The sequence below is a fragment of the Micromonospora parastrephiae genome (genome assembly GCF_016802865.1).
GTDB classification, from domain to species: domain Bacteria; phylum Actinomycetota; class Actinomycetes; order Mycobacteriales; family Micromonosporaceae; genus Micromonospora; species Micromonospora parastrephiae.
In genome coordinates, this window is record NZ_JAEVHM010000159.1 from 1 (window position 1) to 13,057 (window position 13,057).

The 13,057-nt window shown below is 73.2% G+C and carries 10 protein-coding genes and 3 pseudogenes; 4 read left to right on the forward strand and 9 right to left on the reverse strand.

Annotated elements, in window-relative coordinates:
* Window positions 1–137: 137 nt before the first annotated feature.
* Both JNW91_RS24175 and JNW91_RS24180 read right to left on the reverse strand, forming a co-directional pair.
* Window positions 138–989: an ABC transporter permease gene (locus tag JNW91_RS24175; protein ID WP_203177717.1), complete on the reverse strand. Its 852-nt coding sequence runs from the start codon at window positions 987–989 to the stop codon at window positions 138–140.
* A 101-nt stretch (window positions 990–1,090) separates the two neighbouring features.
* Complete coding sequence (locus JNW91_RS24180; RefSeq protein ID WP_203177718.1) at window positions 1,091–2,122, reverse strand: ABC transporter substrate-binding protein; 1,032 nt, start codon at window positions 2,120–2,122, stop codon at window positions 1,091–1,093.
* 271 nt (window positions 2,123–2,393) lie between these two features.
* Here JNW91_RS24180 and JNW91_RS24185 point away from each other — a divergent pair, with 271 nt between their 5' ends.
* The 4 genes from JNW91_RS24185 (at window position 2,394) to JNW91_RS24200 (ending at window position 7,405) form a co-directional block, all read left to right on the forward strand.
* A complete protein-coding gene (locus JNW91_RS24185; protein WP_203177719.1) occupies window positions 2,394–3,179 on the forward strand; it encodes an ABC transporter ATP-binding protein in 786 nt (261 codons plus the stop codon).
* Window positions 3,180–3,181: 2 nt separating this feature from the next.
* Window positions 3,182–4,132: an LLM class F420-dependent oxidoreductase gene (locus JNW91_RS24190; RefSeq protein ID WP_203177720.1), complete on the forward strand. Its 951-nt coding sequence runs from the start codon at window positions 3,182–3,184 to the stop codon at window positions 4,130–4,132.
* Window positions 4,129–4,437, forward strand: a complete 309-nt coding sequence (locus tag JNW91_RS24195; protein WP_203177721.1) for a cupin domain-containing protein — start codon at window positions 4,129–4,131, stop codon at window positions 4,435–4,437. The genes JNW91_RS24190 and JNW91_RS24195 overlap by 4 nt, the downstream gene beginning before the upstream one ends.
* Before the next feature lie 76 nt (window positions 4,438–4,513).
* The gene (locus JNW91_RS24200; protein ID WP_203177722.1) at window positions 4,514–7,405 is read left to right on the forward strand and encodes a hypothetical protein; all 2,892 of its coding nucleotides are present in this window, start codon (window positions 4,514–4,516) and stop codon (window positions 7,403–7,405) included.
* A 63-nt stretch (window positions 7,406–7,468) separates the two neighbouring features.
* Here JNW91_RS24200 and thiC read toward each other — a convergent pair.
* The 7 genes and pseudogenes from thiC to JNW91_RS24235 form a co-directional block, all read right to left on the reverse strand.
* A pseudogene (thiC, locus tag JNW91_RS24205) lies at window positions 7,469–9,059 on the reverse strand (phosphomethylpyrimidine synthase ThiC).
* A gap of 17 nt (window positions 9,060–9,076) precedes the next feature.
* Window positions 9,077–9,861: pseudogene (gene thiD, locus JNW91_RS24210) on the reverse strand (bifunctional hydroxymethylpyrimidine kinase/phosphomethylpyrimidine kinase).
* A complete protein-coding gene (locus JNW91_RS24215) occupies window positions 9,858–10,589 on the reverse strand; it encodes a thiamine phosphate synthase (RefSeq protein ID WP_407664380.1) in 732 nt (243 codons plus the stop codon). Before JNW91_RS24215 ends, thiD begins: the two are co-directional and overlap by 4 nt.
* Before the next feature lie 53 nt (window positions 10,590–10,642).
* Window positions 10,643–11,422, reverse strand: a complete 780-nt coding sequence (locus tag JNW91_RS24220) for a thiazole synthase (protein WP_203177724.1) — start codon at window positions 11,420–11,422, stop codon at window positions 10,643–10,645.
* Window positions 11,419–11,619, reverse strand: coding sequence for a sulfur carrier protein ThiS (thiS, locus tag JNW91_RS24225; RefSeq protein WP_203177725.1), 201 nt, complete (start codon window positions 11,617–11,619; stop codon window positions 11,419–11,421). Before thiS ends, JNW91_RS24220 begins: the two co-directional genes overlap by 4 nt.
* Window positions 11,610–12,736: pseudogene (gene thiO / locus JNW91_RS24230) on the reverse strand (glycine oxidase ThiO). Before thiO ends, thiS begins: the two are co-directional and overlap by 10 nt.
* A partial coding sequence (locus JNW91_RS24235; protein WP_238425606.1) for a thiamine phosphate synthase occupies window positions 12,733–13,057 on the reverse strand: 325 nt, incomplete at its 5' end. The pseudogene thiO and the gene JNW91_RS24235, both read right to left, overlap by 4 nt.

The following is a 13,057-nucleotide window of genomic DNA, read 5'->3' on the forward strand; positions in this document are numbered from 1 at the left end:
TCCGGGCGGTCAGGCTTGATCCTCCGCCGGGCACGGTCGGCCACACCCGGCTCGGCCTGCCGGCATCGACGGGAACGGGCCGGCCTCCTATCGGGAGCGTCCCGTCGTGCTTCAGATTGATCTTGCTTTGTTTGTGATCAGCGGCTGCTGGTGGTTTCGCGCACCCAGGGCAGGGCGATCCGCTCGATGAGCAGAAGCGCCGAGTAGAGCAGGATGCTCACCAGTGCCACGAGCATGATCGCCGCCCAGGCGGTGGCGGTGTCGCCGACGCCGGCGTACTGGAGGATGACGTAGCCGAGGCCGCTCTCCCCGGCCTGGAACTCACCGATCACCGCGCCGATCGCGGCCAACGGCATGGCCACCTTGAGACCGACGAAGATCTGCGGCAGCGCGGCCGGGAAGCGCACCTTACGGAACGCCTGCCAGCGGGAGGCGTTCCAGGACCGGACCAGCTCCGCCAGATCGGCCGGAGTGGTGGTCAGCCCGGTCGCGGTGGACAGCACGATCGGGAAGAAGCAGAGCAGGAACACCATGGTCAGGATCGGCTTCTGACCCCAGCCCAACGCCACCACCAGCAGTGGGCCCAGGGTGATCTTCGGTACCGCGTTCACCGCGACCAGCAGCGGCGTGAACATCCGCTCCACCGTGCGGGAGCTGGCCAGGGAGAGTCCGATCAGGACACCGGCCGCCGCCGACAGGGCAAAGCCGAACAGGATCTCCAGCAGCGTGTCCCAGGTGTGTTCCAGCATCCGGGCGGGCTTGTCGACGAACGCGGCGAGCACGTCGCCCGGTGGCGGCAGGGCGGCCGGGTGGACCAGCTCCAGCCGGGCGATGAGCCACCACGCCGCCAGGGCGACGAGGATGCCGGCCGCGGGCAGCAGCGCCGCCCCGGTACCGGCGCGCAGGCCGGCGCCCCGACCCGCCTCGCGGCCGGTGCCCGAAGGCGGGGTCACCGCCGCGGCCGGCTCTGCCGAGCGGACGTCGGTCATCTTGTTCTCCTCGATATCCCACGGCCCGCGGGGGCCGACGAGCGACGGGGGTACGCCCCACCGGATCCGGCGGAACGTACCCCCTGGTGACGACCGGACGATCAGGCCTTCGGCGCGAGGCTGAAGTCGATGATCTGCTCGGGGGTGATGTTCTGCTTCAGCGCGCCGGCGCCCTGCAGGATCGCGATGCTCTTGGCGACCCGGCCGCTGTCCAGCGTGCCGATGGCGGTGCCGGAGTTGCCGGAGCGGACGTACGCGGCCATCAGCTCCAGCTCGGCGGCGGCGGACGCCGTGTTGGTGGCGTCGACGTTCTTCTTCAGGAGGTCGGCGGCCTCCTTGGGGTTCGCCAGGCTGTACTCCAGGCCCTTGAGCAGCGCCGCGGTGAACCGCTTCACCATCTCGGGCTTCTCCTTGGCGATCTTGGCGGAGGTGATCAGCACGTTGCCGTAGAGGTCCTGCATCACGTTGCTGTACGGCAGCATGACGGCCTTCTTCTTGGCGACCGCCTCGATCGTCGGCTGACCGACGACGAACTGGCCGATGCCGTCCACCGAGCCGGAGGCCAGCGTGCCGATCAGGGCCTGCGCCTCACCGTTGACCCAGGTCACCTTGCTGGCGTCGACGCCGGCGAGCCGGGCGTACGTCGGGAACAGGTTGCGGACGACGGAGCCGGGGGTGTCGGCGAGCTTCTTGCCCTCGAGGTCCTTCGGGGAGGCGATGTTCTTGCCCTCGACGGTGGCGATGCCGGCCATCGTGCGCTGCTGGATCGCGGCCACCACGGTGAAGTCCTTCGCCTGGCCGTTACCGACCTGGAGCAGACTGCCGGTGAGGTCGACCGGGCCGAAGTCCGCCTGGCCACCGACGATGGTCTGGATCACGCCGCCGGTGCCCTGGCCAGGCTTGATCTCGACGTCGAAGCCGGCGTCCTTGAAGAAGCCCTTTTCCTTCGCCACCCAGGCGTAGGAGTCCCGGCCGAAGTTGCCGAAGGAGGTGAGGTAGGTCACCTTCTCCAGCGTCCCGCCCTTGCCGCCCTTGGCGTCGTCGTCCGAGTCCGACCCGCTGCTGCAAGCGGAGACAAGGGCGAGGGCAGTGGCCAGCGCGGCCGTAGCGACCGTACGGGTCAGCCTTCTCATCAGTAGCACCATGTCCTTTCCGACCGGGGCCGGCAGGCCACCGGAGGGGGTTGTCGCGGCGGGACCGGCGGGAGGGGTGGAAGCCGGCACCGCCATCGTGAGGGGACTCTTCGCGGGCACAGCGTACGAGAAACCCACAGTTGCGACGCCAGGCGTATCCGGTTGCGGAACGGATACAACATGACGACGACCCCGGACGGTGCGATACGTCGACGGCCCGGCTAGCCTTTGTCGGATTCCTGACCGTTTACTCAGCGGAGGTCCGCCGGAGATGATCCGACTGTCCGGGGTGTCGCGCACCTTCGAGGGCCGGTCCGGCCGGGTCGAGGCTCTGCGTGGCATCGACCTCGACGTCGCCGAGGGTGAGTTCGTCGCCGTGCTCGGCCGCTCCGGCTGCGGCAAGTCCACCCTGCTCCGGCTGATCGCCGGGCTGCTCCCGCTGACCGCCGGTGAGATCACCGTGGCCGGTACGCCGATCACCCGGCCCCGCCGGGACATCGCCATGCTGTTCCAGAAGCCGGCTCTGCTGCCCTGGCGCACCGTGCTCGACAACGTCCTGCTGCCGGTCGAGGTCTTCGGCTGGAGCCGCGCCAAGCACCGCGAGCGCGCCCGGGAACTGCTCGACGTGGCCGGGCTGGCCGGTTTCGAGAAGCGGCTCCCGCACGAACTTTCCGGCGGCATGCAGCAGCGGGTGTCGCTGTGCCGCTCGCTGATCGGCGAGCCCCGGGTGATGCTGATGGACGAGCCGTTCTCCGCGCTGGACGCGCTCACCCGCGAGGAACTCTCCGGCGAACTCCAGCGGGTGCACATGGAGAACAAGCCCACCATCGTCTTCGTCACCCACTCCATCGACGAGGCGGTGCTGCTGGCCGACCGGGTGGTCGTGCTGAGCCCTCGCCCCGGCCGGATCCGCAAGGTCGTCGACGTGACCATCCCCCGGCCCCGCACCCTGGGCCGCCACGCCCACCTGGCCGACGTGGCCCAGGTCAGCGCCGACCTGCACGAGCTGTTGATGGAACGCGACCAGCCGGTCGTGGCTGGCGCGGAAGGACGATGAACATGCGGGTTTCGGTCTTCACCGAGCCGCACCGGGGCGCCAGCTACGACGACCAGCTCCGCTTCGCCCGGCTGGTCGAGGCCGGAGGCTACGAGGGCTTCCTCCGCGCCGACCACTACCAGTCGATGGGCGCCGACCCCGGCCTGCCCGGCCCGACGGACGCCTGGCTGACCCTCGCCGCACTCGCCCGGGAGACCGAACGCATCCGGCTCGGCACCCTGGTGACGTCGGCCACCTTCCGGCTGCCCGGCCCCCTGGCCGTGATGGTCGCGCAGGTCGACCAGATGAGCGGCGGCCGCGTCGAGCTGGGCATCGGCGCCGGCTGGTACGAGCGCGAGCACACCTCGTACGGCATCCCGTTCCCGGCTGTCGGTGAGCGCTTCGACCGGCTGGCCGAGCAGCTTGAGGTGATCACCGGTCTGTGGGGGACGCCGTCGGGCGAGACGTACAGCTTCGCCGGCGACCACTACCGGCTGGTGGACGCGCCCGCCCTGCCCAAGCCGGTGCAGGTGCCCGGACCACCGATCATCGTGGGCGGACGCGGCCCCAAGCGCACCCCCGACCTGGCCGCCCGGTACGCCACGGAATTCAACATGCCGTTCAAGTCCGTGGCGGAGACCGCCACGGCGTACGACCGGGTGCGGCAGGCGTGCGACCGCGCGGGCCGGGTCGAGTCCGGCCGCGCGCCGCTGGTGCTCTCCGCCGGGATCGTGGTGGCCATCGGCCGGACCGACGCGGAGGCGCAGTTGCGTGCCGCGCCCCTGCACGAGAAGAGCGCGCTGCCGCCGGAGGACCCGGTGGTCGGTTCGCCCGGGCAGCTCGTGCAGCGGCTCGGTGAGTTCGCCGAGATCGGCGCCACCCGGGTGCACCTGCGCATGACCGACCTCGCCGACCTCGACCACCTTGAGCTGATCGCCGCCGAGGTGCTCCCGCAACTGGACGGAGACCGATGACCAACGTGATCGACGGAACCGAACTCGGGCCGGTGGGCCAGGAGATCGTGTACGAGAACGACCGGGTCCGGGTCTGGCACATCCGGCTCGAGCCGGGTGAGCGCCAGCCGCTGCACCGGCACGACCACCCCTACCTGGTGGTGGCGATCGAGGGCGCGAAGAACGTCGTACAGACCGTCGACGGCACCCGGATCGACGCCGACGAGCCCACCGGTGGAGTTGTCTACCGGGACCCGGGGGCGGTGCACATGCTGACCAATGTCGGGGACACGACTTACCTGGCCCGGCTGGTCGAACTCAAGTAGACGCGCCGAGCGCGGGCCGCGCGCCGCGCGGCGCGCCGGTGGCGATCGGGTGTACCAGGTGCGTAACGTGCCGGACATGGCCTTTCGGACCTGGGGCAGACTGCTGCTCACGGCGCTCGGGGTGAGCGTGCTGGCCGGGGCCGGTCAGCTCGGTGTCGCGTACGGCTTCGGCATCGTCCGGCTCACCGGCGCTTTCACCGGCACGACCGTCAACCAGTGGCCGGCCCAACTCGTCTGGGTGGGCTGGTTCGCCGCGAACGCCGCCGTCGCCGGCGCCGTCCTGACCGGACGCCTGGCCCGCCGGGACACCCTGGCGGCCAGCACCGGCCAGCAGCTGGTCATCGGTGGTGCGGCCGCGCTCGGCGCCACCGCCGTCGCGCCGCTCTGCATGCAACCCGCCCGAGCCGCCGAGTTGATCTCGGTCGACCCGGTCTGGGCGGTCGGCATCTGCGCCATCCTCGGCGCGGTCATCGGAGCGGGCGCGGCCATCGCCGTCCTGCTCCGACCCGAGCTGGGCTGGAACATGGCGGCCGTGGCCGGCGCGGTCTGGCTGCTGGCGTTGATCTCCGTCCTGCCGTCGCTCGGCACGTCCGGCCCACTGCCGACGGTGCGGCTCGGCGTGCTGGAGCCGAGCTGGCTCGACGACGACGCCGCACAGCGGCTCGCGCTGCTGCTGCTACCCATCACGGCGCTGCTCGCCGGCGCGGCGACCGCCGGGCTCTCCCGCTGGCGGGGCCAGGTCCCGCTGATCAGCGGAGCCACCGGCGTGGCCGGTCCGGTCCTGGTGGCGTTCGCCTACCTGACCGCCGGTCCCGGTGACGCGGTGGACCGCTACCAGACCACCCCCTACTACGGCGCGTTGATCGCGGTTCTCGCCGGTGCGCTCGGCGCGGCAGCGGCCGCCCTGCTGCGCTGGCCGGTACGCGCCCGCAGCACCGATCCGCGGGCGATCGAGCCGACCGCCATCCTGCGTCCGCTGCCCACCGCCCCCGCCCTGCCCAGGTCCGCGTCGACGAGTTCGGCGGACGACCTCGACACCGCCGACCGCACCGCGGACGATCCCACCGCGCTTGGGACCGTCGCAGGCGAGCCTGCCACCACGGAGCGGATCGGCACCGGGCACGGCCCGCACCCCGCCGACGGCGCGGTACGCACCGTCCCCGCGCACTGGGACTGGCCGGCGACCACGGCGAGCGGTCAACACGGTCCGGCCACCGCCGACCTGACCGGCCCGGAGAAGGCCGGCGCCGGCTGGGTGACCGCGCCGACCAGCGAGTTCGACGCCGCGCGACACGATCCCGCCGCCGGCCCGGACGAGGCCACCGCCACCGCCTCTCCCCTCGCCGGGCTCGACTCGTCGCTCGCCGCCAACCCGACGGACCGACCGCTGGAGAGCACCTCGGGGACCACCGGGGCCAGCACGATTCCGCCCACCGATGGCCTCCCGACGAGCGAGGGCACCACCGGCCGCACCGACACCGGCAACCCGGCCACGACCGACCGGGACACGGCAAGCGCGAACGGCACCGGCACGGTCCGCACGAGCATGACCGGCGATGACGCCACCGCTGGAACGCCGGCACCCAAGCCGCGTCGAAACCGCAAGGGGAAGTCCGTCCCCGCCACCTCGGACCTGGACGCCGGCGGCACGTCGTCGACCACCGGGGCCGCACCAACCGGTCCGACCCCCGCGAAGCCGGTACCCACCGGAGCCGGTGCAGCCGCGAAGCCCGCCCTCACCGGTACGGGTGCCACCGCGAAGCCCGCCCCCACCGGAACCGGTGCCACCGCGGAGGACGCAGCCGGCGCGGGCGCGAGCACCGGACGAGCCAGGAAGGCCGCCCGTTCCGGCAGCGCCACCGACGGTTCCCGGCCCACCGCGGACATCCCCGCCGGCCCGAACACCCCGACCGGCCCGAACGCCCCGACCGGCCTGGACACTCCAACCGGCCCGGACACTCCAACCGGCCCGGACACCCCGGCGGCTCCGGAAAGCCGGCGCGACGAGGCTGGTCAGGGAGCCACGGCGGCGTCCCCGACCGCTCCGGCCACCGAGGCCGCCACGGCCGAACGGAACACCGGCACCACGCGACGGAGCGACAGCACCAGGGCCGAGCAGACCCGCACCGACCGGTCCACCGACGAGCCCGGCTCCGGTGCTCGCCTCTTCGGCTCGGAGCCCGTTGGCGACGCGCAGCCGGACCGGTGGACGCCGACGCCGCCGGCCTGGCCAAGCACCACGACGCCCACGCAGGTCGAGGACGCGTCCGCGGTGCCGAACGCCCAGACCGCGCCCGATCCGGCCGAGTGGACGCCCCGGCCCCGACACCGGGCACCCCTGCCGGACCTGAGCCGGGCCAGCACCTGGGACGCCTTCAACACCACCCGGCGCGGTGGGCCGGCCGACACGCGGACCGGTTCGACGGACGACTCCCGGACGGCACCGACCGGCACAACCGCGCCGAGTGACCCGGTGGCTCCCGCCAAGGCGACGAGTTCGACAGCGGCGACCGAGCGCGGCGACACCCGCGGCGCGTTGGACCGCGCGGCCGCGCGCTGGCGCCGGGCCACCGGCGCGTCCAACCGCGACCGAGGGGTGCCGGCGTCCGAGCCGAACGCGGCGGCGGAACCGGACCCGATCTCGGCGTCCCCGGTCGTACCGGGGCAGGCTGCTCCCGCGCCGGAGGACCCGACGAGCGCCGACCCCACGCCGGCCGCGCCGACGCCCGGGGACGAGGCGGAACAGCCGTCTCGGCGAGGACGGCTGGGCGGACTGTTCCGCCGCAACCGGCCCCGGGCAGACGAGGAGACCCGTACCGTCTCGGACGCTGAGGAGCCGCTGCCGGCGCAGGACGAGGAGTTCGTCGACTGGGTCGCCGGCCTGGGCAAGCCCGTGGCGGACAACGAGCCGGAGCAGGAGAGCGGTCGCCGCTCGCTGCGCTCCTCCGGCCGGCACCACCGCGACTGACCGGCCCGCCGAACCGTTGCCGGCCCCGCCCGTACGGAGGCGGGCCGGCAACGGGCCGGCGGATCAGGCCAGCGGCAGGTAGACCCGGCTCCCGCCGGACACGAACTCCTCCGACTTGTCCTTCATGCCGCGGGCCGCGTACTCCTTGAGCTCCTGGGTGATCTTCATGGAGCAGAACTTCGGCCCGCACATCGAGCAGAAGTGGGCCGTCTTCGCCGGCTCGGCCGGCAGCGTCGCGTCGTGGTACGAACGCGCCGTCTCCGGGTCCAGCGAGAGGTTGAACTGGTCCTCCCAGCGGAACTCGAATCGCGCCTTCGACAGCGCGTCGTCCCACGCCTGCGCGCCGGGGTGCCCCTTGGCCAGGTCCGCCGCGTGCGCGGCGATCTTGTACGCGATCACGCCCGCCTTCACGTCGTCGCGGTCCGGCAGACCGAGGTGCTCCTTCGGCGTGACGTAGCAGAGCATCGCGGTGCCGAACATGCCGATCATCGCCGCGCCGATCGCCGAGGTGATGTGGTCGTACGCGGGCGCGATGTCGGTGGTCAGGGGGCCGAGCGTGTAGAAGGGGGCCTCGTGGCACCACTCCTGCTGGAGGTCCACATTCTCCTTGATCTTGTGCATGGGTACGTGCCCCGGCCCCTCGATCATCACCTGCACGTCGTGCTCCCAGGCGACCTTCGTCAGCTCACCGAGAGTGCGCAGCTCGGCGAACTGCGCCTCGTCGTTGGCGTCGGCGATCGAGCCGGGACGCAGGCCGTCACCGAGGGAGAACGTCACGTCGTACCTGGCGAGCAGCGAACACAGCTCGGCGAAGTTCGTGTAGAGGAAGTTCTCCTCGTGGTGCGCCAGGCACCAGGCCGCCATGATCGAGCCACCCCGGGAGACGATCCCGGTGACCCGGTCCACGGCCAGCGGCACGTACGGCAGCAGCACCCCGGCGTGCACCGTCATGTAGTCGACGCCCTGCTCGGCCTGCTCGATGACGGTGTCCCGGAACACCTCCCAGCTCAACTTCACCGGGTCACCGCCGACCTTCTCCAGGGCCTGGTAGATCGGCACCGTCCCGATCGGCACCGGCGAGTTCCGCACGATCGCCTCCCGGGTCTCGTGGATCCGCTTGCCGGTCGACAGGTCCATCACGGTGTCCGCACCCCAGCGGGTGGCCCAGGTCAGCTTCTCCACCTCCTCGGCGACCGACGAGCTGACCGCCGACGTGCCGATGTTGGCGTTCACCTTGACCAGGAACGCCTTGCCGATGATCGCCGGCTCGCACTCCGGGTGGTTGACGTTGAGCGGCAACACCGCCCGACCGGCGGCGATCTCGGTCCGCACCAGCTCCGGGTCGACGTTCTCCCGGATCGCCACGAACTCCATCTCCGGCGTCACCACGCGGCCCGCGCGTACGCGAGCTGCGTCGGACGACGCCCCTCCGAGCCGGCGAGCGGCGTACCCGCGCCCCGCACCGGCGCCACGTCACCCCGCTCGGCGATCCACGGCCCCCGCAGAGGCGGCAGCCCCACCTCCGGATCCGATCCCGGGCCGACGTGTCGTAGAGCCGCACCGGCGGATGGTCGCCGGTCAGCGCCACCTCCGCGAACGGCACCCGCACATCCGGCCGCGAACCCTCGACGTACACCTTGCCTCGTGCCTGCACGACAACCTCCCTGGTGATCAAGCGGACCAACCGAAGTGATCCAGCGGTCCACGTCCCGCGCCCAGCTCCCAACTCCGCGCACCGGTCAGTGCGCGGAGCACGTACTCCTTGGCGGTCCCGACCGCGGCCGCACCGGATCGCCCAGCGCCAGCCGCACCGCGATCGCCGCCGAGAACGAGCACCCGGTGCCGTGGGTGTGCCGGCTGTCCACCCGGGGAGCGCGCAGCAGAGTGGTGACGCCACCGCCGTGCAGCACGTCGACCGCCTCGCCGCCGTCCAGGTCGCCGCCGGTGACCACGACGTACTCCGGGCCGCCGGCCGCGAGCGCCTCGGCGGCCACGACCATCCCGGCCACGTCGTCCACTCCGCGTCCGGTGATGGCCGCAGCCTCCGCGCAGTTCGGCGTCGCCACCCTGGCGTACGGGAGCAGCCGCTCCACCGCGTCCACCACGCCGAGCCGGTGGCCGCTCGTGGCGACCAGCACCGGGTCGACGACGAGTTGGGGCAGCCGGCCGTCCCGCGCGGCCTCGGCTACCACGTCGGCGACCGCGGGGGTGCCGAGCATTCCCGTCTTGACCGCGCCGACCGTGAAGTCGCTGAGGACGCTGTCCAGTTGCTCGGCGACCGTGCGCGGCGGCAACGGCAGCACGGCGTCGACTCCCCGGGTGTTCTGCGCGGTGACCGCCGTGAGGACGCTCGTGCCGTACGCGCCGAGCGCGGCGAAGACCTTGAGGTCGGCCTGGATGCCGGCACCGCCGCCGGAGTCCGAGCCGGCGATGGTGAGGATGGTGCGCGGTGTCACGGCCCCTCCTTGGTTGCGGTTGGGGGCTGCGGCCGACTGTTCCTGGTTGCGGTTGGGGGCTGCGGCCGACCGTGCCCACTCCGGGCGGTCAGGCTTGATCCCTGCGCGGGCACGGTCGGCCGCAGCCCCCGTCGTGGGGACCTGGCTGACTCCGCGCCGGGTTCTGGGAGCTTGGGGGTGACCGCCTTTGTAAAAGCGCTGGTCAGCGTGCTGGCTGTTTCGGTGGGATCTTCTGCTCGCATGAGGGCGCCCAGGATCGCCACTCCTGCGGCTCCCGCTTCTATGCAGGCGGTTACCTGATCTGGGGTCTCGATGCCGCCGAGCGCCAGGACGGGCACGCGGCTGCTGCCGACCAGCGCGCGCAGCCCGTCGGCGCCCAGGGGTGGGCCGTAGCCGGGCTTCGATCTGGTGGGGTGGACCGGGGAAACGGTGGCGTAGTGCTCGGTGGTCAGCCGATCCAGCTCGGCCCGGTTGTGGCAGGAGCGGCCGACCAGCCGGTGCGCCGGCGGCGGGTACGGGCCGGCGGCGGGCAGGTGGACGGCGTCGCCGCCGAGCGGGTCGGGGCCGGCCACGATGAGGGTCCCGCCGACGTCGGCGAGGATCGCGCGCAGGGCGACGGCGAGAGCGGCGCGCTCGGCGCGGGGCAGGTCCTTCTCCCGCAGCACCGCCCAGCGCACTCCCCCGGCCACGGCCCCCGCGACGACCCGCTCAAGCCCGCCCCGCGCCACCAACCGATCCGTCAGGACGACCACCCCTGACGGCTGCGAACCGCGGTCGCCGGTCACAGGTCGGGTCTTCCCTCGTCGGGAGTGGAGGGAAGGGCGTGGAAGCGGCGGGCGATCCGACCCGCGCCGGCCGCCAGGTGGCCGGCCTCGACCGCGTACCGCATCGCCGTGGCCATCGCCACCGGGTCGGCGGCCCGGGTGACCGCGCTGGCCAGCAGCACCGCGTCGCAACCCAACTCCATCGCCAGGGCCGCGTCGGATGCGGTGCCGATGCCGGCGTCCAGGATCACCGGCACGTCCACGCCCTGCCGGATGAGCCGGATGTGGTGCGGGTTGCCGATCCCGAGCCCCGAGCCGATCGGCGCCCCGGCCGGCATCACCGCGGCGCAACCCACGTCGGCGAGCCGGCGGGCGAGCACCGGATCGTCACTGGTGTACGGCAGGACTGTGAAACCGTCGGCGACAAGTTCCTCGGCGGCGCGGAGCAGTTCCACCCCGTCGGGCAGCAGCGTCCGCTCGTCGCCGATCACCTCCAGCTTGATCCAGTCGGTGTCGAACGCGTCCCTGGCCAGCCGGGCCACCTTCACCGCCTCGGTCGCGGTGTGGCAGCCGGCGGTGTTCGGCAACAGCCGTACGCCGCAGCGGTCCAGCAGCTCCAGCAGCCCGCCACCGCTGCCGGGGGCGGTGTCCACCCGGCGCAGGGCCAGGGTGACCAGCTCGGTCCCGGACGCGCGGATCGCCTGTTCCAGCACGTGCAGGTTCGCGGCCCCGCCGGTGCCGAGGATCAGCCGCGAGCCGAACGTCTCCCCACCCAGCTCGAACGACACGCGACTCACCCGCCCTGCGCGGCGGTGAGCACCTCGACCCGGTCACCGTCGCGCAGCTCCGTGACCGGCCAGCCCGCCCGAGGCACCACCTCGCCGTTGACCGCGACCGCCACCCCACGCTGCTGCGGGGCGACGTCACGGACCAGGTCGGCCACCGACGCGCCACCCGGGACGCTTCGCCCGGCTCCGTTCACCGTCAACTCCACTGGTCCCCCTCCATCGTCGGATCAGGTGCGTCACCGGCACCGGCGAACCGGTCGGGCCGGAACGGCGCGAGCAGCGGGTCGGGCACGCCGGTGAGCACCAGGTCGGCGATCAGGTCGGCGGTGACCGGGGTGAGCACGATGCCGTGCCGGTGGTGCCCGGTGGCGGCCAGCACGTCCGGCCGGCCGGGCAGCGGCCCGAGGATGGGCGCGTTGTCCGGGGTGCCGGGGCGGAGCCCGGCGACGGCCTCGACCAGGTCGTACTCGGCCAGCTCGGGCAGCAGGTCGACGCCGGCGCGGAGCAGCCGCAGCACCGCGCCGGCGGTGACCGTGGTGTCCGAGCGTTCCTCGACGGTCGCGCCGAGCACCACCTCGCCGTCGGCGCGGGGCACCACGTACGCCTGCTCGCCGTCGGCGTACCCCCGGATGACGTGCCGGAAGCCCGGCGCGACGCCGCCGGGCGCGCGCAGCCGGAGGATCTGGCCCTTCACCGGCCGCACGGGCAGGCCGGTGAGCGCGGCGGCGCCGCAACCGGCGCGACCACGACGACCCGCGCGTCCAGCTCGGACAGTCGGCCGACCGGATGCGGAACGAGCACCGCACCGGCCCGTTGCGCGGCCGTGCGTAGCGCCGGCACCAGCAACCGCGGATCGACCTGGTGGTCGGTGGGCGCGAGCGCGCCACCGCGCACCCTCGGCGCGAGCGCCGGCTCGCGGTCGCGCAGCGCGCTGGGCAGCAGCGGGGTCACCGGCAGGCCCAACCCCTGCTGGTACGCCCAGAGCCGACGCGCCTCGGCCAGGTCGTCACCGGTCAGGCCGACCAGCAGGGTGCCCTCGGTCCGGTAGCCGAACTCGACGCCGGTGGCCTCGGTCAGCTCGGCGGCGAACGCCGGCCAGCGGGCGGCGGACGCCAGCAGCAGCTCGGTCAGCTGCCGTTCACCGAAGTACGCCTCGGCGACCGGGGAGAGCATGCCGGCGGCCACCGCCGAGGCCCCCGACCCGGAGGCCGGATCGTGGACCATCACCCGCAGCCCTCGGGCGGCGCACCGCCAGGCGATCGCCAGCCCGATCGGTCCGGCCCCCACCACCGCCACGTCCGCGGCGGTGTCCCCGGTCCTCACGTCAGCGCCCGGAGCAGTTCCGCGGTCGCGCGGGCCGGATCGGCGGCGGCGGAGACCGCACCGACCACCGCCACCCCGTACGCCCCGGCGGCCCGCAGTGCCGGCACCCGGGCGGCGGTCACTCCGCCGATGGCGACGACCGGCACGTCGACGGCGTCGGCGACCGCGCGTACCCCCGCAGGGCCGATGGGGTCGGGCAGGCCGGGCTTGGTGCTGGTGGCGTGGCACGGTCCGACGCCCAGGTAGCTGGCCCCGGGTTCAGATCCGTCGCGTCCCGACCGATCCTGATGTTGGTGAAGGTCGCGTTGCCGTTCAGCGAAT

What these genes read in the sequence shown, in the direction of transcription:
- JNW91_RS24180 (WP_203177718.1), bottom strand. Translation starts at nt 2,122, where the DNA reads ATGAGAAGGCTGACCCGTACGGTCGCTACGGCCGCGCTGGCCACTGCC.
- JNW91_RS24195 (WP_203177721.1), top strand. Translation starts at nt 4,129, where the DNA reads ATGACCAACGTGATCGACGGAACCGAACTCGGGCCGGTGGGCCAGGAG.
- JNW91_RS24185 (WP_203177719.1), top strand. Translation starts at nt 2,394, where the DNA reads ATGATCCGACTGTCCGGGGTGTCGCGCACCTTCGAGGGCCGGTCCGGC.
- JNW91_RS24200 (WP_203177722.1), top strand. Translation starts at nt 4,514, where the DNA reads ATGGCCTTTCGGACCTGGGGCAGACTGCTGCTCACGGCGCTCGGGGTG.
- JNW91_RS24190 (WP_203177720.1), top strand. Translation starts at nt 3,182, where the DNA reads ATGCGGGTTTCGGTCTTCACCGAGCCGCACCGGGGCGCCAGCTACGAC.
- JNW91_RS24175 (WP_203177717.1), bottom strand. Translation starts at nt 989, where the DNA reads ATGACCGACGTCCGCTCGGCAGAGCCGGCCGCGGCGGTGACCCCGCCT.